Source organism: Paraferrimonas sedimenticola (assembly GCF_002282855.1).
Taxonomy (GTDB): Bacteria; Pseudomonadota; Gammaproteobacteria; order Enterobacterales; family Shewanellaceae; genus Paraferrimonas; species Paraferrimonas sedimenticola.
The window spans coordinates 86,196-107,556 of the sequence record NZ_NRIR01000010.1; the positions used below are offsets into that span (position 1 = coordinate 86,196).

13 protein-coding genes and 1 riboswitch are annotated in these 21,361 nt (G+C 49.4%); of the genes, 2 read left to right on the forward strand and 11 right to left on the reverse strand.

The window, feature by feature from the left end; genetic code table 11:
• Window positions 1–5 precede the first annotated feature (5 nt).
• Window positions 6–1,823 carry an SLC13 family permease gene (locus CLC93_RS15860; RefSeq protein ID WP_211286890.1) on the forward strand — a complete coding sequence of 606 codons (1,818 nt, stop codon included), beginning with the start codon at window positions 6–8 and terminating at the stop codon, window positions 1,821–1,823.
• Window positions 1,824–1,829: 6 nt separating this feature from the next.
• On the opposite strand, the gene CLC93_RS15865 is transcribed toward CLC93_RS15860, so the two are convergent.
• Window positions 1,830–3,236: a mannose-1-phosphate guanylyltransferase/mannose-6-phosphate isomerase gene (locus CLC93_RS15865; protein WP_095506997.1), complete on the reverse strand. Its 1,407-nt coding sequence runs from the start codon at window positions 3,234–3,236 to the stop codon at window positions 1,830–1,832.
• Between the two features lie 134 nt (window positions 3,237–3,370).
• On the opposite strand from CLC93_RS15865, the gene tviB reads away from it, so the two are divergent.
• A complete protein-coding gene (gene tviB / locus CLC93_RS15870; RefSeq protein WP_095506965.1) occupies window positions 3,371–4,648 on the forward strand; it encodes a Vi polysaccharide biosynthesis UDP-N-acetylglucosamine C-6 dehydrogenase TviB in 1,278 nt (425 codons plus the stop codon).
• Here the strand turns inward: tviB and CLC93_RS15875 are convergent.
• The 10 genes from CLC93_RS15875 to CLC93_RS15925 form a co-directional block, all read right to left on the reverse strand.
• Window positions 4,617–5,912 carry a hypothetical protein gene (locus CLC93_RS15875; RefSeq protein WP_095506966.1) on the reverse strand — a complete coding sequence of 432 codons (1,296 nt, stop codon included), beginning with the start codon at window positions 5,910–5,912 and terminating at the stop codon, window positions 4,617–4,619. The two genes, tviB and CLC93_RS15875, sit on opposite strands and share 32 nt — an antisense overlap.
• A 127-nt stretch (window positions 5,913–6,039) precedes the next feature.
• The gene (locus tag CLC93_RS15880) at window positions 6,040–8,502 is read right to left on the reverse strand and encodes a hypothetical protein (protein WP_095506967.1); all 2,463 of its coding nucleotides are present in this window, start codon (window positions 8,500–8,502) and stop codon (window positions 6,040–6,042) included.
• Between the two features lie 49 nt (window positions 8,503–8,551).
• Window positions 8,552–8,636: riboswitch (cyclic di-GMP riboswitch) on the reverse strand.
• A 150-nt stretch (window positions 8,637–8,786) separates the two neighbouring features.
• Window positions 8,787–10,793 (reverse strand): hypothetical protein, encoded by a 2,007-nt coding sequence (locus CLC93_RS15885; protein ID WP_141237416.1) that lies wholly within the window; start codon window positions 10,791–10,793, stop codon window positions 8,787–8,789.
• Window positions 10,794–11,568: 775 nt separating this feature from the next.
• Window positions 11,569–12,720 carry a glycosyltransferase gene (locus CLC93_RS15895; RefSeq protein WP_095506970.1) on the reverse strand — a complete coding sequence of 384 codons (1,152 nt, stop codon included), beginning with the start codon at window positions 12,718–12,720 and terminating at the stop codon, window positions 11,569–11,571.
• A gap of 11 nt (window positions 12,721–12,731) precedes the next feature.
• Window positions 12,732–14,564, reverse strand: a complete 1,833-nt coding sequence (locus CLC93_RS15900; protein ID WP_095506971.1) for a WecB/TagA/CpsF family glycosyltransferase — start codon at window positions 14,562–14,564, stop codon at window positions 12,732–12,734.
• Window positions 14,561–16,051 carry a hypothetical protein gene (locus CLC93_RS15905; protein ID WP_095506972.1) on the reverse strand — a complete coding sequence of 497 codons (1,491 nt, stop codon included), beginning with the start codon at window positions 16,049–16,051 and terminating at the stop codon, window positions 14,561–14,563. Before CLC93_RS15905 ends, CLC93_RS15900 begins: the two co-directional genes overlap by 4 nt.
• Before the next feature lie 51 nt (window positions 16,052–16,102).
• A complete protein-coding gene (locus CLC93_RS15910; protein ID WP_095506973.1) occupies window positions 16,103–17,017 on the reverse strand; it encodes a glycosyltransferase family 2 protein in 915 nt (304 codons plus the stop codon).
• The gene (locus tag CLC93_RS15915) at window positions 17,001–18,326 is read right to left on the reverse strand and encodes an O-antigen ligase family protein (protein WP_095506974.1); all 1,326 of its coding nucleotides are present in this window, start codon (window positions 18,324–18,326) and stop codon (window positions 17,001–17,003) included. Before CLC93_RS15915 ends, CLC93_RS15910 begins: the two co-directional genes overlap by 17 nt.
• A gap of 1 nt (window position 18,327) precedes the next feature.
• The gene (locus tag CLC93_RS15920) at window positions 18,328–19,059 is read right to left on the reverse strand and encodes a tyrosine-protein phosphatase (protein WP_095506975.1); all 732 of its coding nucleotides are present in this window, start codon (window positions 19,057–19,059) and stop codon (window positions 18,328–18,330) included.
• 42 nt (window positions 19,060–19,101) lie between these two features.
• Window positions 19,102–21,360, reverse strand: coding sequence for a GumC family protein (locus tag CLC93_RS15925; RefSeq protein ID WP_095506976.1), 2,259 nt, complete (start codon window positions 21,358–21,360; stop codon window positions 19,102–19,104).
• Window position 21,361: the final 1 nt, after the last annotated feature.

The following is a 21,361-nucleotide window of genomic DNA, read 5'->3' on the forward strand; positions in this document are numbered from 1 at the left end:
TAACAATGGGATTGAGTGCGCAACAATGGCAAATATTAGCCATTTTGTCGGTAACCATCGTGGCTTTTCTGTCTGGCCGATGGCGACACGATTTAATAGCGTTAGGCGCCTTACTTGCCTGCGTTGTATTTGGCTTAGTTCACGCTGACAACGCCTTTATTGGTTTTGGTCACCCGGCGGTTATCACGGTTGCCTGCGTATTGGTATTGAGCTCCGGCTTGCAGCACACAGGCGCGGTCGACCTTTTAGCAAAGTACACACTCCCCAAAAACTCAGGTCCGACTTTGACCATAGGCGCGCTAATGACCATAGGCGCGCTATTGTCGTCGTTTATGAATAATGTCGGCGCTATGGCATTGTTAATGCCGCTGGCGATTCAACTCTCAGGGCGACTGCAACTCACGCCCGGTAAAATCCTAATGCCTTTGGCATTTGGCACCATTTTAGGCGGAATGACTACCCTAATCGGTACGCCACCAAACCTTATTGTCTCAGGCTTTCGTAGTCAGGCCGGCCTTGGTCACTTCGGGATGTTCGACTTCACTCCGATTGGTGTGATGGTCGCTGCTGTGGGGGTCACCTTTGTGGCGCTCATTGCCTGGCGTTGGATCCCCAATCGAGAGCCAAAAGATAAACAAGGATTTGAGGCTGGCAGCTATCTCACCGAAACTCTAGTGCCAGAAGATTCGGCCGCTATCGATAAGACCTTGGGTAAGCTGCAACAAGAGTTGGACCGCCACGGCGCGCAGGTAGTAAGCATGGTGCGCAATGAATTTCGTGTGTTTGCGCCCTACCCCAATCGACGCATCATGGCGGGCGATATTTTGGTGATTGAGGCCGAGCCCAGTGCACTATCGTCTGCGCTCACCGAAATTGGCTTGGAGATCCAACAAGAGAACCCACCCAAAGCACCGGGTGAAGAGGAGCCAATTGGCCCCGACCGACCGCCATCAAAAGGCGAGTTGGCCCAAATCGGTTTGCAAGAATTTGTGGTGCTGCCCAATTCATTACTGGTTGGGCGCTCGGCGCGCGAAGTGCAACTGTCTCGTCGTTACGCGCTTAAACTGTTGGCCATTAGCCGCCAGGGTCGCCGCTCTATCAAACGCCTGCGCTGGGAGAAACTTCAAGCGGGCGACGTGCTGCTGGTGCAAGGAAACCCAGAGGCGCTGGCGGGCTTTGGCAACACCTTTAATGCCGTGCCGCTGGCCAACCGCGACATACGCATCCCCAACATCAAACGTGCGGCATTGGCAGCGTCAATCATGTTAACCGCCATTCTGGTAACTGCCGTTGGATTAACGACGGCGCCGGTGGCATTTTCAATTGCAGTGATTGGGTATGTGGTCGCTGACATCTTACCCATTCGAAAGGTGTACGATTCTATCGATTGGCCAGTTATCGTACTCTTGGCGTGCTTGATGCCAGTCGCCGGGGCTATGGCTTCTACCGGTACCGCCAGTTGGTTGGCTAGCGTTTTGCTTGAAAACGTGGCGCAAGGCCACCCGATTATTGCGCTAACCCTGATGCTGGTGGTCACTATGACCTTATCGGATTTTATGAACAATGCGGCCACCGCAGCGGTGATGTGCCCGATTGCAATCAGTACAGCGCAACAACTCAGCGCCAGTCCAGACCCTTTCTTGATGGCCGTGGCTATCGGTGCGTCTTGTTCCTTCCTCACTCCAATCGGCCACCAGAACAATACGCTTATTCTGGGGCCCGCTGGGTTTAAGTTTGGAGATTATTGGCGCTTGGGTTTACCGATGGAAATTCTGGTAGTGATAATCAGCATTCCTTTGCTGCAAGTTGTTTGGCCCTTGTAGGCGCAGCTACTCGTTGCTGCTGCGCCCGTATCTGTCTTCAAATCGAACAATATCATCCTCGCCAAGATAAGAGCCCGATTGCACCTCAATCATCTCCAGTGGCACTTTTCCAGGGTTCTCAAGAGCATGTAGCTCGCCGATTGGAATGTAGGTCGACTCGTTCTCAGTAACCAGAAAGGTCTTCTCACCAACGGTGACTTTGGCGGTGCCACTCACCACAATCCAGTGTTCCGCTCTGTGGTGATGCATTTGAATCGACAGTTTTTCACCGGGTTTCACACTAATGTGCTTTACCTGATAGCGCTCGCCATTGTCTATGCTGTCGTACATGCCCCAGGGTCGGTAAACCTCGCGATGAAACACCACTTCAGGGCGGTCATTGTGCTTGAGGCAGTCGACTAAGTCCTTCACCTCCTGCACTCGGTTCTTGTCGGCCACCAGCACAGCATCTTTGGTTTCAACCACCACTAAGTCTTTTACCCCAACAGCGGCGATAAGCTTGTCTTGAGCATTAAAGTAACAACCTTCACTCTGCACCTTTATCACGTCACCAATGGCAGCATTGTTGGCTTCATCTTGCTCGGTGTTTTGCCAAAGCGCTTGCCAACTGCCGAGATCACTCCAGCCGACATCCATGGCAACGGTTACCGCATCAGAGGTTTTCTCCATAACTGCGTAATCCACTGAATCGGCGCGACAACTGGCAAATAGGTCTTCGGGTAATCGAATGAAATCAAGGTCAACGTATTTTTGATCGAAACAGGCCTGACAAACACTGAGGATATCAGGAGCATGGCGTTTCAATTCATTGAGAAAGCGCTGTGCCTTCATCAAAAAGATGCCGCTGTTCCAGTAGTAATCGCCACTTTCAACGTAGTGATTCGCTGTGTTCTGATCCGGTTTCTCGACAAACTGAGCGACTCGCTTGGCCGGGCCTATGGACTCACCAGTTTTGATATAGCCATACCCAGTTTCGGCATACTCAGGTGTGACACCAAAAGTCACCAATTTATCGGCGACGTCCGGCGATAGGCCAGCTCTCACCGCATCGCAAAACCCTTTGTTATCGCGAACCAGATGATCCGCTGCGAGCACCAGAATATGGGCTTCTGGGTCTTGCTCCATGGCCATGAGTGCGGCAAGCGCTACTGCTGGCGCGGTATTTTTGCCTTGTGGCTCGAGTAATATGCGCGCCTTTTTATCATTCGCGCGCAATTGCTCAGCCACGATAAAACGATGGGCTTGATTGCAGATAATCAGCGGATGGGCGCAATTGAGTCCCTGCAGACGATTTAGGGTCTGTTGCAGCATGGTTTGCTCACCCATTAGCGGTAACAACTGCTTGGGAAACGCTGAGCGTGACAGTGGCCATAGACGCGTGCCATTGCCACCAGCGAGCACGACTGGATAGATCATGATGATATTCCCTGTAAAAAAGAACTACTTGAATAAAGTGTGCACACAAACGCCGACTTCGCCAGCAAACCTCAAAATATTGACTACGCTTTGCAATGGGGAATGCTTAATTTTTAAAAAAGGTGTGTGTTATGGAACACTTGCACGAAGTGCGCATCGCTGTGCTCGGTCTTGGCTACGTGGGGTTACCACTGGCAGTCGAGTTCGGAAAACGCTATCCAACCATCGGCTTTGACGTTAATCCCGTTCGAGTTGACGAACTCACCCAGGGCTTAGACAACACGCGAGAAGTCAGTCGCGAACAACTGTCAGAGTCTGACCAACTTCAATTTAGCACCGACACAGAAGCGCTGAGAAAAGCCAATGTGTACATAGTGACAGTGCCTACACCCATAGATCTGGACAAAAAGCCGGACCTCACACCCTTGAAATCCGCCAGTGCGCTCATCGCTCAGGTGATAGAAAAAGGCGACGTGGTGATTTATGAGTCTACGGTTTACCCCGGCGCCACCGAGGAAGATTGTATTCCTGTCATTGAGCAAGCTACGGGCTTTAAACTCAATCGTGACTTTTACGCGGGATACTCGCCAGAACGCGTTAACCCGGGCGACAAAACTCGCACTGTGGCAAACATCAAAAAGGTCACCTCAGGCTCGACCCCGGCGGCGGCAGAGTTTGTCGACAGCCTGTATCGCTCGATTATCAAAGCCGGCACTCACAAAGCTTCTTCAATCAAGGTCGCTGAAGCATCTAAGGTCATTGAGAACACCCAGCGGGACCTCAACATTGCGCTCATTAACGAATTGGCGATTATCTTCAACAAACTCGGCATCGATACCGAAGAGGTGTTGAAGGCGGCTGGCACCAAATGGAACTTCCTACCCTTCAGACCGGGTTTAGTGGGCGGACACTGTATTAGTGTCGACCCCTACTACCTGACCCACAAAGCCGAAGCGGTCGGCTATCACCCGGATATTATTCTGGCGGGGCGTTTGATCAACGATGGTATGGGCGCCTACGTCTGCGACCAGTTGGTTAAAAAGATGGTGATGGAAAAACTGCACGTTCGCGATGCCAACATTCTTATCATGGGGTTGGCTTTCAAAGAGAACTGCCCAGACATTCGCAACACGCGTGTGGTTGATATCATAGGTAATCTGAGTGAATACGGCGCTCAAGTGGATGTTTATGATCCTTGGGTCGATGCTGACAGTGCAGAGAAGCACTACGGGATCCGCCCGTTAAGCCAACCTCAGGTCAATCACTACGACGCTGTGATAGTTGCGGTGGCCCACGATCATTTCAGAGACATAGGCATCAATGGCATGCACGCTTACTGCAAACCAAAGCACGTGATATACGATCTCAAGTACATGCTCAATCAGGCCGATTCGGACCTTCGTCTGTAACCGGCTGATTTTGCACTAAGAAGGCCTGGCGCTGTGAGTCTTGCAGCGCCAGAAGCTGCGCCCAACCCAAAAAGCCATTAAACGAGCTTGGCGGTGACTCCAATCGATTCAGCAGCTCAAAAGCAATCTCAGCGATCCTAGGCTCCCTACCCGCCAGTTCTAGCCAATGACTGGCCACATACATTTGATGGTAGCCTTTAGCGACCCCGGTCCCATCCACTTTGTAACTGATTTCGCCATCGTCATACATGGTGACGACTAGGGTTTGGGCCATACAATCCAACATAGGGGAGACATCGGCTAACTGCATTTCCTGCGCTATCACCAAAAAACCAATCTCTATGTCCGCGTGAGTAATGTCTTCGGCTTTCGAGTTAGGATCTCTTGGCACGAAGGCGTAACGCCAAAAACAGCTTCCGTCTTCCCGGATTTGCATGTGATCGGCAAAAAACTGCGTCAGTAGTTCGGCCTTATCCCAATAGTCCTGTTTCTCAGGCATCCATTTATGCGCTAACAGCAAAGCTTCGGCCATGGCCATGTTGTGGTTAAAAGGCAGAGGCTTGCTAAACAGGCCATTGTCATTGGTATAACGATTGCGCACGTGGGGATAGTAATAGCTGCCTGCGACACGAGGGGTTTTAGTATGACTGAAACTTGTATCGTGACTTTCAATGACTCGTTCTGCCAAGGCTAACAGCTCATCGGCCACCGCCAAATACTCGCTCACCTGTTCTTGCTTTATTCGATCGACCACTCTCAAAATAGCGGAAAGAATTCGACCGTCTTGCAATACTTGAACGCGCCAACCCTTGGAGTAGCCGCGCCAACCAGGTACCGGGTTACCCCGGTTGTTTAGGTAATACTTTGGCGCCTGCCAATAGCCCTTCTCCACCACGTCGATTTCCCCACGCCGGTGGCGGGCTTCATCCGTGTAGAGTGCCATATGCTGAGCTAGATTAACCGCCTTCTCTAAGTACTGCATGTCACGAGTGGTTTGATACAGCGCTAGGTAGCTGCGAATCCAAGCAGGGGCCTCCCAGGCAAAACGCCCAGACTCATTGCCTTTGGTGATGTCCATCACCGGATCCATTAGAGGGTATTTTTGATCGAAGAATGATTGCCACTGTGCCACATCGGTTACCGCAGCTCGGCTCCAATCTAGCTCTAAGTTGGGACGTTCTATTGGGATCCCCGCCCTTACCTCGTTAATTTCGCAAAGCCCAACACCTAATAGGCCCATCAAAGCGAAAAGTGGCTTACTCATTGTCTCGCAAATAATCGTGATATGGGTGAATGATTCAATCTAGTTCAGCTTTGGCGGTTCAACAAACCTTGAGTACAAAAAAAATCCGACCATAATGGTCGGATTTTGTATCAAAGGGTTTATCAGCCTACTGAGCAAGTTTTAGCATGTTCGCCCAAGACAGATACGTGCCATACCAAGTCAAAGTTGGCGCATGCTGATTCATGGTATCCAGCACATTTTGTTGAACGCGTTTATCAAACTGAGTTAAGCGCACCCAATGCCAGCCTGAATTCACCTGATGAGCGCCCTTTGCCACACCGGTTCCATCAACCAAATCACTGTAGCTTTTGTCCTGATACATGCGCTCAGTAAAGGTCTTGGTAATACAGCGCATCATTAAATCGTCGCTAATCACCCCTTCAGCATAGGCCGCTGCGACAAACTCAATGTCAATATCACCGTGGTTTAAGTCTTCAGCCTTAGTATCCGGGTTTTGTGAGTGATGCTGGTAACGCCAGGTACAGCTGCCATCTGACTGATACTCCAACTTATCGCTAAAGAAAGTGGTCAGCGCTTGCACTCTGTGGTGATAGACAGGCTCGCCATCACTCCACTTGTCTAGGTACATTTGTACGAAGGCTTGGCTCAAATTGTGATTAAACGGAATTGGACGGCTCGATAAACCATTGTCATTCGTCTCTGAATTGCTGTTGGGATAGTAATAAGATCCGGCAACGTCCGACTGCTTGGTCTCGCTATAAGAGGTATCGTGACTGTCCACAATGCGTTTTGCGTGCGCCATGTAACCGTTAGCTTTGTCCATCAACGACTCAATTTGATGACGCTTGATGTAGTCAACCACCACCATAACACCCGACAGAATTCGACCGTCTTGCAAGGCTTGTACGCGCCAGTTCTTGCCATTTCTTGGGTTGTAATGGCGCCAGCCCGGAACTGGCTGACCATAGTTGTTCATGTAGTATTTTGGTGCTTGCCAGTAACCGTCTTCAACTAGGTTGATTTCACCACGAGCCGCGCGCATTTCGTCGGTGTAGTTAAACAGGTGGTCCACAAGCTCAACCGCCCACTCGATGTACTTAGGATCGTTAAAGGTCTCTGCCATAGTGACATAGGCCTTAAGCCACACAGGGGCCTCCCAGGCAAAACGCCCAGTATCATCGCCGACATCAATGTTCATGACCGGCTTGTGGGCTGGATACATGGTGTTGAAGGCGTCGTCCCAGTCTTGTTGGGTTTTCACCTGCGAGTTTGACAAGTCCAGCTTGTCTGGATTTTCAGGTGTTGGCGGCGGGTTTACTACCGGTGGTTTGGTATCTGGTGGAGTGACTTCCGGTGGCTGAGTTATTGGTGGTTTGCTTTGCTCTGGTACGCGCATCTCAACGTTGACTAGTTCTATTCCCTGCTTTGCAGGCTCTACCAAGTCAAAACCCTCGGCATTAAAGGCCAAGCGATTGGTGCTCTGGCCTAAGTCAACGATTTCTAGTGCTTGCAGAATTCCTGGGTATTTCTTGCCATTGCGAAAATAGGCTCGGTTAAAGGTCACTTTGCTTGGGTGAATCGCTTCGTTGGCAATCTCCTTTTGCACATCCCCATCTGACACCGTCAATTTGCCAGCGCTGATAGTGACTTCCACAAATCGTTTCGAGGCAAAATCTAGTCCGCCATAAACGCCTGGGTATGAGCGGTCAAACTGCATTTGCACGGAGCCATTGTTGACTCGCAAAGACTGACCGTTGGCGGCATTCGAAAGCAAGTGTAACCAGTCATAGCTACCGTCGGCTTTCGCCGTTAGCTCGCCTAGCCAAGCGCGTACTTGAATATCCCCTTGCGCTTGCCAATCAGCAAACTCTGCGTAGGCATCTTCGCCATTGAACACGGCACCATAACCGGGCTGACCTGGCGCTTTGGGCTGGTCCACAGGCGGTTTCGGCTCGGGCTTTTCTACTTCGATAGGCGGTTTAATTTCTATCGCAGGACGATTCACTACCACTTCGTGAAGGGTCAGATTGCCGGAGTTCTCAGGAAGCTCAGATTCTAGACCTGGCGAGGTGTGATACACCTCCTGCTCGACTTTGCCATCCAGACTAAACTGGGTCATCACCACACCGCTGAATCCACCAGAGTAGTTGCCACGGCGAAACAGGCGGTCAAATTGGGCTTTGTTCGGCTGGATTTTGCTGTTTTCGATGCTGTACTCAACTACACCGTCGCTGGCAGTGAGCTCACCAGGATATATGCCTATGGCAATTTGGCCATTGGCCATGAAATCGAGATCTTTCTTAGAAATGGTAAAACTGTTTTTACCCAGCTTGACCACGACTGTGTCTTTATCAAACATGATCGAACGTTTGGTACGCGACTCGGATACTAAGGTCACCCAACCGCGAGCGTTGTCAGGCGAAAAATCGGAAAACTTTGCACGTATCTCGAAGCCACCGTAAGCGCTCATCGCTGGCATTTCGCCATAACTGGACTCGCCGTTAAACACTGTGCCTAGCTCTTTGCTGTCAAAAGCCAGCGCGCCATTGCTCAGCAACAAAAGAATGGATGCTGTAATTGTGGAGGAATACTTGTTGGAAATTGCCATGCTGTACCTCATATGAGTACAGACAAATCAAAGGCAGATCGATCTACCCTTAGGTGGCCCCGCTATCATAGAACTCAATCCTTAGACCGGAAGCTTTGCGTCCCACCCTTTCGAGTGGTTTGCCATTGTCTGTAGTGAACCGAAGGTTTTGTAACGGGCACAGTATGCAACACAACAAAGCTACACTAGGTGTAAAAAAAACAACTTAAATGTGTCGCGGATAAATACTGCCGCTCATAAAAAAGGCCAGACTTGAGTCTGACCTTTTGGCTAGAACGAGCGCTTTATGGCTTATGAGTCATGCGCAGCATGTTGGCCCATGCCATATAGGTTCCATACCAAGACAAGCTATTGCCGTGTTTCGTCAAAGTGGCGTGTACATCGTAAGCCACTTGTGAATCGTACTGATGCAGCTCAATCCAGTGCCAACCCGAGTTAATCTGATGGTCGCCAGAGGCGGTACCTGTGCCGTTAACCAAGTCCGTGTAGGTGCCCTGATTGTGCATCTTGCCGGTTACCGACTTAGTAATACACTGCATCATACTCTCGTCTTGGTTGACTCCCTCGCGATGGGCTTTCACCAAGAATTCAATGTCGATATCACCGTGGTTAAAGTCCTCAAACTTAGTATTCGGATCTGTGGTGTGGGCTTGATAGCGCCATTCACAACTACCGTCACTCTTGCGTTCTAAGTAATCGCTGAAGAACTTCAACAGGTTTTGTACGCGTTGTGAGTAATTGGTCGTGCCACCACTCCACTTGTCCATCACCATCTGCACGTAAGCCTGGCTTAGGTTGTGGTTAAACGGAATTGGGCGGCTGTGCAAACCAGAGTCATCATCCGCCGAATTGTCGTTTGGATAATAGTATGAACCTGCCACGCTTGATTGCTTAGTCTCGCTGTACGAAGTGTCGTGGCTATCCACGATACGCTTAGCTTCAGCGATCCACTGATCCACCTTGGCATCGTATTGAGTCAGACCAAAGCCTTTGATGTAATCAACGACAGACATCACACCACTAAGAACTCGACCGTCTTGCAAGGCTTGTACACGCCAGTCCTTGCCATCTTTCGGGTTGTAATGACGCCAGCCTGGCGCTGGAGTACCCGGATTGTTCATGTAGTGCTTAGGCGCCTGCCAATAAGGTTCAGCTGATACATTAATCTCACCACGGGCCTGGCGTTTTTCATCCGTGTAATGGAACAAGTGATCCACCAGCTCCACCGCCCAGTCGATGTACTTATCGTCTTGATAGGTAGTCGCCATAATCACGTAGGTTTTCAGCCAAATTGGCGCTTCCCATGCAAATCGGCCGGTGTCGTCACCTACGGTAATATTCATTACCGGTTTGTGGTTTGGATATAGGGCTAAGAATTGAGTATCCCAATCCGCCTGAGTTTTCACGGGCGAGTTGCTCATATCCAAGTCATAACCTGGCAGACAGTTGTTTGGGTCGTCAACACAAGGGTTTGGCGGCGGCTCTGGACACTCATCACCCTCACATGGGGGTGGTACTTCGCCATCGGGCACTATGTGCTCAACATTCACTAGGTTGAACTGAGTGCCAGTATCCGGAAGCATGCTCTCAAAACCATAAGCGCGGTAGTTAACCGTATTGCCGCTATTGCTCAATTCCTGCAGTGAAATCGCTTGAACAATGCCTTTAGAATACTGACCGTCGCGCAAAAAGAACTGATCGAATTCGAGACGGTCAGGCTGAATGCTCTGATCTTCTATACTGGCACTGCGAATCCCATCAGAAATAGTTAACTTACCCGGCTCTACATCCACCTGCACATAGCGAGTCTCTGCAAAATCAAACGCTTGGTAAATACCAGGGTACTGGGTGCCAATTTGGATTTGGGCGGAATATCGATCGATGCGGATCGATTCGTGGGAATTGTCTGACGCCACCACGTGGGTCCAGTGATAACTGCCGTCGTCTTGCTGCCCCAATTCGCCCAGCCACGCCTGGATTCTTACATTACCTGTGGCCTTCCACGGCGCAAAGCTGATGTAGGAATCCACGCCATTAAACGCAGTACCTTTCCCGGCATCGCCAGGAAGGCTGTTTTCTAATTGAGCGAAGGATTGTGGATCGGAGCCAACGTGTTGATATGCCACCTCCGAGGTATTTTGTGTACTAATACTCTTATTTGTATTAGTTGACGTGATATTTGAACCTGAAGAAGCACTCTTCACCGCGATATCACTGTGCCAATCAACTTGAGCGCTTGCGGTGGTAGATAACCCGTTTTGCTCGCGATAGCCAATTGGCTGTTTTTTCATGTCCGCTAAACTCGTTTGTTTATTCGCGCTGTAGCTGACTGTTGTATTTTGTCCTTGCTGGTTGTTAGCGGATAAATTTTGTTCCTGAGCGTTACTTGCTGAAATCATTACAATAGATGAAAGACCGAAAACCGCGGTCTGTAAATCCAATTTACACAGATTCAAAAGAAGTCTCCTGTTCTATGAATATGAGTGCTCACCCTTTAACCGGTCACATCAACCTATTTCTTAAATAATTGCGAACGGTCAGGAATTTTTATTCTGCACCCTCATCGATTAAAAACTGATATCGAATAGGTATGGCTAAAAACTATACAGACGGGATTTTGGGATTTGAACCGGAGAAATTAAGCCTCGGCATATTGACAATTCAGAAGGCACAGGACTTCCCGCTTAAAAAATGCACTAACCATCTGTTATTGTTGATTAAACGACCGGAGTGGCGATTAATTACTCAAAATTTAGAAAACGTGCAATTTTTAAGTCAGTGTTAATCGGGAGTGAATAAGGCTTTGTTTTGACGATAAAACTTATTTATCTAGTTGAATTTTATCAGTTTTATTTGCGAGATTAAAAAACGATCAATTAGAGTTTTTACACTAATTGTGAGCTAAGGCACTACCCCTTTTGGGGAGAGGAAATTTTTTACGAGGAATCAAAAAACCGCCATAATATGCCATGAATTCGATAAACCATATAAATTACAACAGGTTATTTCACAAGTGAAAAACACTACGAGGTTATCGAAAAACTTAAACGATTATTCCCAAGAAAATTAAACTTGTTGAATTAATTGTTTATATCCAGACAAATAGGGCTCTGCACTGAACTGAGCTTTGATCTGATAATGGTATCTTAGCAGCCAATGACGAAACTCTTGTTGGCGGTCGAGCAGTTGAGCGGTGCCCGCAGCGATATCGGTAATCGACTGAGGATCGATACCGACTTTAGCCTTGATGTCGTCGATAAACCCATCGATGCCGGTACCTTTAGAATAGACAACAGCAACTCCACTAAGTAACGCCTCCACATACACCATACCAAAGGCGTCGTGCTGGGTGGGAAGCACAAGCCCAGCGTATTGAGACAATTGTTCGATGAGCTCTTGATTGGGGATTGGGCCAGTCAATCGCACCTTTGCCTCTAGGTTTAACTCAGCTATGAGAGTGTTAATTTCTTTTATTTTAGAATCGCTGCCCTTGCCCACGACATCTAATGTCATTTTCGGGTAGCGACCTTCCAGTAGTTTTAGCGCGTGCAGGAGTTTGTCGAGTCCCTTGTCCCGGTATTGATTCAAGTCCAATATAGTGACCAGTCGAAACGGGTCGAAATCGGACGCCGGTGCCTGCTGTCTCTGCTTAACAAAGTTGGGCAACAGCTTTTGCTTTTCTTGGGACACCTCAAAATACTGGTTTAGGATCGGCCGATACCAAGCTGATACGTAGTAAATGGCCTTAGCGTGTTGCAACATACGCCCTAAAAGAGGCCTAGCAAATGGCTTGTAGCGGATGATTTTATGATCTGAGTTGCCACGCACCGAGAGAATGAGCGGTTTTTTGAACCAACGGGATAGCCACCAAGCGGCAATGCCTTCAAAAGCAAACTTGTGGCCGTGTACTGCATCAAATTGAAGCTCTCTTTGGCGGATTAACGCGCGCGTCCTCAATGCGACGATCCACATCGACACCACTAAGCCTATACCAAAAGGTAACCCCCAAAACGCCATAGATACGACTTTCTCATCGCCCTCGCCGTCACCTTGTAATGTGTTGCACTGCCATGGCCAGGCCACTCTTCTCAGTGCCACCACAAAGTAATCAACGCCCGGGTTTTTGGTCACGAAGTTACGCACCGCCGGAGTGTTGTTGGGGCGGTTTCGGTTTGGATAATCCATTGCTAGATGCAATACGCAACGATTTTCTGTCATATCGCCTCCTGCTAACGGCTGTCCCGCCAAGCGTGAAAAAGGAATACGGCGTTACCCACCAAATAACGACGCCACATACGCTTGGGCTCTTGTATCAAGCGATAAAACCATTCTAGTCCAAACCTTTGCACCCATTGAGGTGCTCGCTTTACCGCGCCTGCGGTAAAGTCAAACAAACCACCAACGCCAATACCAATACTGGCACCGGTTTTTTCTAAATGCTGATCCAACCAAAGCTCTTGCATCGGATTGCCCATAGCAACGATAACCAGATCGGCGTTTGCCGCTTTGATTCGCGAGCACACCTGCTCTGTGTCCTCGGCTTTAAAGTAGCCGTGTTGGTATCCCACCCATTGGTGCTGCGAGTATTGCGAGCGCCAAATATCGAAGCAGCGTTTGACCACCTCTTCGCGAGCTCCAACCAAGAATACTTTTACAGTCTTCTCTGAATTGGCCAAGTAATAGGGTACAAAGTCGGTACCATTAAGGTTTTCAACAAACCCTCGCCCGTATTTCATGGTGCTAGCCAACTTCATCCCTACACCGTCATTAACCACGGTCACCGAGTTAAGCACGCGGCGATAGTTGGGGTCTTTTTGGGCTAAATTTATCGTGTGGGCATTGGCAAATGCCACGATACGTCGTTCGCCTTCATTTAAACCCTCGTCCAGCAGAGCTCTAAAATTCTGTTTGGTGTAATCCGCTAGTCGAACTCCTTGAATAACCTTGTCCTGTCGACTTAATAAAGGCTTATATACTTCCGAGAAATGCTGTGCCACCGTCGGCCACGCGTAAACATTAGCTGCTGCTATTGCTGCAGCTCGCGCCTGTTGGTAATCCGGCGCCAGATTGTTGCAGTAATTGTGGATATGCCATGCGGCGGATTCTCTGTCTTCAAAGTCGACAATAAGTCCAAGCTGGGCTTGATTGAGGATCCTTTGGAAGCTGGCGATATCAGACGTAACCGGCTGTAAGCCCGCGGCCATCCCCTCAATGATAGTCATACCAAAACCTTCGTAGGCCGAGGCACTAACCACAAAGCTCGATTGCTCAACCAACTCGGCGATGGCCTCATCGCTTAGTTCGGTGTGGATGCGCACGTTTTGATCCAGCCCTTTTAGCTGAATCGACAAGCGCAGATCCTGCTCGTTGTTGTCCCAATCTTTACCAACGATTTCCAATTGATAGTCAGTATCCATTTGACACAGGAATTGAAACACTTCTATCAACCAATCTATGCGCTTGTTGTCGGAGAACCGACCGATGAACAAAAAGCGCTTGGTCATCTGCTGGCTTGCCCTGTTAGCGAACTTTTCGGTATCAACCCCATTCTCTATCAACTGCAATCGCTTCTCGCACACCGACTCAAAGATCTGATAGTCATTGACGCTGCATGCCACCACCGCATCAAAAGCGGTCAAGCTACAACGAGAAACAGTATGGAAAAACAATTGCTTGAGGGGTTTTACAAAGCCGGTGTGAAAGAATCCACCATGAGTAGACACCACCATAGGCTTGTTGATGCTCCAGCGTTTTAGGCTGAGATAGTCGACAAAAAAGTCGATACCATGGACGTGAATTAAATCGCCATCGTGCAAGTGTTCGAGGACTTGAGGCGCAATCGGGTATTTGTAGCTGCCTTTATAGGGCACTCGGACCACTTGTATTTCATCTAATGTCTCGCTAGCTGGCAGTACTTCGCCGCTGTCGTGAAATACCTTGTTTAAGGTAATCACCTTAACTTCAAAACCCAGCTTGATTTGCTCCAGCGCAAGACTTCGAACAAAGTTTTCTAAGCCACCCAAAGCTGGCGCAAACTGCCTAACGATGTGTATGACTTTCATGATTCGCTTCCCGAGTATGGCTTTAAGTAAACACCGAACTTTCTCAGTTCTATAACGCCTCTAAGTGCGCTGTATCCCAGTAATAGCCAGGTGTGCCAGTGATCCCAGATGCCGTTCACCTGCCCTGATGCACTCAACAAACCGACTGCACTTAGAAGTAATAACAAATTAATCAGATGGTTAGGCACCAATGCGCGCGAACCGCCAAAGCGATAAACCACGTATGGGATCCATTTGCTCAAAGCCTGAGTTAGGCAAAATAGAATGCCAACTAGGCTGGTGGTGAACAGCAACAAATAACCTGCGCTGCGAGCCCCCTGCAAAATCAACATGGGTACCACTCGTCCCATTTCAGGCAGTCGATTAAACCAGGCAAAAACAAGACGTACGGCTACCAACAGACCCATGAATACCAGCCAAACTTCCATCGCATTTGCCGGCATACCGCCAACAAAACTCTGCCGCAAACCATTGACTTCGGTGGCTAAGATGGCCGCGGGAATGGCTAACAGGCCTGCGAATATCCAAGCGACGATTGGAACAAAGTTGTCGCCGAGTTCGCTAAACGCCTTTGAAACTTTGGGTTTAGCCTCGTGCAGGATGCCGAGTCTGTCGTTCTCGTAGTAGCCCACTTCGTAGGCCGTAAAATAGCTAAGCACAAACAGCAGCAGACATATTGCGCTTGCGATTGGCGTGCTGCTGGTTGCACTGAAGACCAGTAATAACAACAGATAATCGTGGCCTAATATGGCTCGAGTGAAATAGCTTTCTGTGGGTCGCTTGACCTTTTTGAGGTATACGAAAGGCAGCATAGGCTTGCGCCCAGCCTGAATGTACTTGGCTTGGGGCCAACGAATCAAAGCGGACAACCGGGTCATGGCCAACAAATCGAGATCGAGTTTGCTGTCGGTGATCGACAAGCCACGTTGAACTGCCGGCAATCCCAATTGTTTTGCCACAGCCGCGCCTTTACCTTGTCTTCTTAAGCTGGGAGCACTGCGCAACGTACTAGCGACAATCAATGGCCAACTTACGGATAAAGCATCTAACATCGGCTGAATCACAAACTGAAAACCGTAACTGGCAACGAATACTGGCTGATTGGAAGCTTTTAGGGCTTCGGCTAGAGGGCGATTGAGGTAATCCTTGGCTTTTGTGGCTGCCACGCGTTTCCATTGCCACACCGACCAAGGCGCCACCATGACCACCACACACACCCGTATCCAATCGCGAACGTGATCGTGATTGTGCGGTGACGCCCAACGCCATGGGCGTATCAGTCCAAGCAATTGCAGCCAAAATGCTACCCAAATTGACGGGCTGACATTCGACAAAAAAGCCTCGGTCGAATTTCGCAGCCATAGCGTTTCGTCAAAGTCGACGATCACAGGCTCGTCGCCTTTTAGCGAGTCAATTTGTGAGTACAATTGCGCTTCGTTTACACGATAGTCGTCAGCCAGCTTCATATTGGCCATTGCACCTTGCATCGCACATCCCCAAGTTAACTACCAGCCGTAACGGCCTTCCGTAGCGTGTCGTTATTCTTTGTGTTTTCCGTATATTTCGATTTGCGGCACGTTAAAAAAGTAGCGAACCTTGCCCAGACTAGCCCTTTGCTTCATCTGGTACTGAAAGGAGCGCTGTTCGTTTATCAACTTCAGCACAGGCACAGCCGCTGTCGCAACGGCAAGAGCAAGTGACGCTTTGCAAAGCTGATACACCCCGCTAAGGCTCCACTTCTGGGGGAAGAAAATACGCCCGTACACTTCCCCTATTCGAACCGAGCGGCGCAACAAGTATTGGCGAGTTAAGCGCTTATCCTCGACCACTTCCTCTACGATGGCCTCTGGGCAGGTCACTATCTTCTTGCCCAATCGATACATGCGATTAAACAATTCAGTGTCACCACCGCCGGTGATGCCAAAGCTGGGATCGAAAGAGCGATCGCCTGCCGGCAAGTCTGATACGCGGATCAACACATTGTTGGTGGCTCCAACGTCAATTTGAGTGCCCCTTTTCGGCATAGCTCGATTGAAGTAATCCCCCTGCACTATCCATTCAGGACAAGAATCAGGGTAATGGGCTTTTACCGCACCCATGACCACGCTGGCTTCATAGGTGATTGCCGTTTCATAAAGGTGGGCCAGCCAGTCAGATTGCGCCACTTCGTCATCATCAACAAAGGTCAACCACTCGCCTCTTGCATACCGGATACAAGCATTCCGAGCGTGGCAGATGTTTTTTCTAGGCTCTACGTGATAGGTCAAAGGCCAGCGACAAGTTTCTGCGAACCGATTAACCCGCTCGCGACCGCTGCCGTTTTCACAGTTATCGACCACCACTATCTCTACCTCAACGCCCTTAGGCAGAGTCAGTTGGGATAGGCTTTGTAGCGTGTCTATCACGCTATTGCGCTTAAAGGTACAAAGACACAGGCTAATTAATGTGGACATCGACCCTCCGCTTACTGTCTAGATAGACTCGACTGGCAATCGCTATCATGATCAGTTGAATCACCCAAACGCCGTGAATGCCTCGGAAAATGCTGCTTTCGGTAATATTGTTGGTCAGCGAAAACAACACGATTAACCAGCAGATAAAAAAGAGTCTTGGCGCATTGGATTCGATTTTTCCAAGATGCGCCGACATTTGTGCCAGCATCGCCAAATACAAAGCCATGCCGACCACTCCCAACTGGGCTAACAAATCGATGTAACCGTTGTGAGATTGGTGAATATGAACCACAAAGCCCTCACCGTATTTGACGTTTGGCGAGTTGAAACCAATGCCCCAAAATGAGCCCAGTCCGTGTCCGCTAAACCAACGTTGAGACACCTCTTCAAGGACAAAGGCCCAGATAAAGTCGCGACCGGTTAAGCTAACGTCATCGACGAACATCTGTAGGAAAGGTTTGATACTGACGCCGAACCAAGCGGTTCCTATCGCCACGAACATAAAACAGGCGGCAACGAAACTGGCTATCACGACGCCGAGATTCATTCGGAATAAATGGGCCACAAAATTTGCCACAATCAACAGCATGGGTACTAAAAGCAACAGCGCAATTGAGGTTTTGGACATGGAAAGCAGTAACAAGACTAACCACAGCGTCATGTATCCCATCCACACCATTCGATTGACTCGGCTTTTGTAAAACCAAAGCACTGCCAAGCCAAAGTAGAGAGCGAGCACTGCGTTCTGACCGAACAAGTTTTTGTGGCTCATAGCACCGCGAAAATTACCATTAACGTCAAAGCCCACGCCGATTGGAATGCTCAGTAGATTGAGCAGCAACAGGACGATAGAAAGGCGGTAAAAAATCAGGAAGATTTGGCGAGGATCGCGCAGATAAGTGACAGTGGCAAACAGAGTAAACACCAGAATTAACTGCATGACCGAGCGCTTAAAGGAAATGAAGGGTGCCAAGGCCCAAATAAAGCTAACCACACCAATGCCCACCAGCCATACTAGCGGTAACTGTTCACTGAGGTTCTTTGCAAAGCTCATGGGACGACGAATGGTCATCATCAGGGCTGCGGCAAACATGCTTATCCAGAACAGATATTTGCCAGTATCACCGGTTGAAGTTTCTTCGACCATCACGTCGATGCCAAACTCAGTGTAGCTAATGGCTTCAAAGTCAGGAGACAGGAGTTTGAGCACCTGAATACCAATCAAGGTGGCCATTAGCGCAGCGATCCTCTGAGCGTTTTGATAACCCCTTGTATCCTCTGCTAGCCACCAGCTCAATACTGAATCCATGTTACACCCCACGGACTCGTTGACTGAGCAGACTTTGCGGAAAATCCAACACCATAGCTTTGGCCTGAGCTTCGCCAACCAATTCGGCCGCCTTGGCAACCGCACCTGCCAATTTAGGCGGGCGACTTGAGAGGTTATGCGCGTCAGTGGCTATGCAATTGACCAAGCCATCTTGTAGCAATTCGCAGGCGCGCTGATAGGACTCTTGACGAAACTGACCCAGCAGGCTGCCTGCAGTGATCTGCACTAAGCAGCCTTGGTCCAGCAAAGGCTGAAGCTTGGCTGGCTTGTACCACACATCGCGGTTGCGCTCAGGGTGAGCAATCATAGGAAGTACGTCGCGCTCTATTAGCCAACTCACTAATTGAGTTGCGCCTGGAGGCACTTGGCCATGAGGCATTTCAAGTAGTACCACGTTCTTGCCTTGGTACTGACCCAAGTAGGGTAACTGACCTGAGCTTTGAAGGGTTAGGATCACAGGATCTAGGCGAACCTCGGCGGCAAAAGAAAGGCCTAATTCAATGCCCTGCTCAGCTAAATGGCTGCGATATTTCATCCCAGCTTTTTCGATATCTCGCTGCTGATTATTGAAACGTCCCGGTGTGATATGCGGAGTCAGTACACTGTGATGAATCCCGTCTTCTAGCGCCATTTTGGCCATACTGACCGCCATGTCCAGGGTATCCGGGCCATCGTCAATGTCAGGTAATAAATGACAGTGAAGGTCAATCATGTCTCACCTAAGCTCTCCCACAATCCAACAACGAAAGTGGCCTTAGGCCACTTTCTCTAGGCCACCTTTGCGCTCACTACCGTCGGTGTAGTACTCAGCGTAAGTTTGGTAATCACCGTATTTGTTGGCTTTCTTAACGTCCAAACCATTGAGTATGACGCCATCAATTTTGACGCCTTGCTGAACCAATTTACCCACGGTCGATTTAACCGCTCCGGTGCGAGTGGCATTGGCTTTTACGACCAAGATGCAAGAATCGGCAAACTGCGACAGCACGAAAGTGTCACTAACCGCTTGGCATGGTGCGGTATCTATGACGATCCGGTCGTATTGGTCGCGCAACATAGCCAGCACTTCTTTAAAGCGCTCTGAGAAAATCATGTCTAATGGATTCGGTGGGATCAGCCCTGCAGGCATGATATCCAGCCCTGCTCGACGATCTTTGACAATACAGTCTTTGAGTTCGTGAGTGCCGGATATCAGATTGGCAAGCCCTGGCTGATAGCCGCTAAATTCAAACTTGTTGCCAATCGACGGACGGCGTAAATCACCATCGATCAGTAGCGTTTTTTCTAGCGGCGCTAGTGCGAATGCCAAACTGATAGAGCAAGTGGATTTACCCTCAGCAGGCACAGACGAGGTGACTATTACAACCTTGCCCTGATTGTTGATGTTGGACAGCATGTACCCGGTTCGCACCGTTCGTATCCCTTCGGAGAAGGTTCGCTCTTTGTCATCAAAGTACATGTAAGCCGGCGCTTTGCCTTTCTTGAGTTTCACTCGAGGCAGCACCCCAAGTAGGCTAAGCGCTAAGCCCTCTTCAATTTGCTTAACGCCGTTAAAGCTATCGTTGAACGCATCAAACACCAGTGCTAGCACACAACCAATCGCTAACGCGCCACCAAAGACTGTCATCACAATCAATTTGCGCTTGGGGCTACTTGGTAATAGAGGCGCGGTTGCGCGGTCAGTGAAATTAGCGATGGTGGCGCCAAAGTCACCGGAGGCGGTCGTTTCTTTATAGCGGCTCATAAACAAGTCATACAGTTGCTGGTTGGACTCAACTTCCCGTGCCAGCTCGTTGTATTTGGCGCGTTTCACCGACAGATCGCGATACTCGTTCTTTTTGGCCTGAATTTCGCGCTTGATGGTGGCTTCGGCGGCGCGAGCTGAGGCCAACTCGTTTTTAATGCCTCGAACCAACTCGTTTAGCTCTTGATTCAGGGTACGGCTAATGTTCTGCAAATCCGAGCGCGCAGCCTGCAGTCTTGGGTGCTTGGGACCATAGCGTTGTGACAACTCGGTCACGGTACGCTCGGCCTGCCCTTCGGCAAGCTTGAGATCTCGAATCAAAGGATGATTGGTGATTTCAGGAATTGACTGAATAATCGCAATGTCTTTCTCTGAGGTAGTACTGAGGTTGTACAAAGACGCAGCCGCTACACGACGATTGCGCGCATCCGTGAGTTGGGTAGTCAACTCGTTAAGCTCACGTTGAGCCAGCTCGCTGACACCGGCTTTACCACCGGTTTCTACCAACCCTTCGGTTCTCACAAACTCCTGTAGCTCGGTTTCCGAGACTACCAGCTTGTCCTTGAGTTCTTGCATGCGAACCCCAAGCCATTCTGAGGCCTGTTTGGACATTTGGAACTTGGCATTCAGGTTGTTCTCGATGTACACAGTACCCACAGTGTTGGCCACTCGGGCTGCCAAGTTCGGACTTTCACTAGAGAAGCGAATGGTAACCAGCTGGGTTTTACGCTTAGGGCTAATGCTGAGTTTGGCCTTAAACGCTGCCAGTACAATTCGCTCTGTGGTGTAGCGTTTTTGCTCCTCTGTGGGCTCAACCTCAGGCTCGGCCTCGGCTAAAAAGGGTATCCAATCGCGAACGTTGATGAACATTTTGAAAAAGTCTTTGAGATCCGAGCTATTGCTCTCGTCTAGCGCTGGATTGAACTCGGGATGATTGACCAGATCGAGCCGCTCTATGACCTGTAACGAGATGCTATCGGACTTGAGAATTTCAAACTGGGTCAGCAAATACTCCGAAGAGCGGGTGTTAATACCAAACACCTGCTCACCACTGAGCACTTTAGAATCTTTGGGCTCGATCATTAAGGTGGCAGAAGCTGTGTACAACGACGGCTTAGACAGTACGACCGCGACTGCAATTGACGTGATCAAACCAGCAAAAAACATGATGCGCCATTTGTATTTCAGCAGCACCAGTATGAGCTTTTTGATATCCAGTGGCTTCTCTTCGTTCATTGCTGAAGCGGAGAGCATTGGGGACTGTTCCATA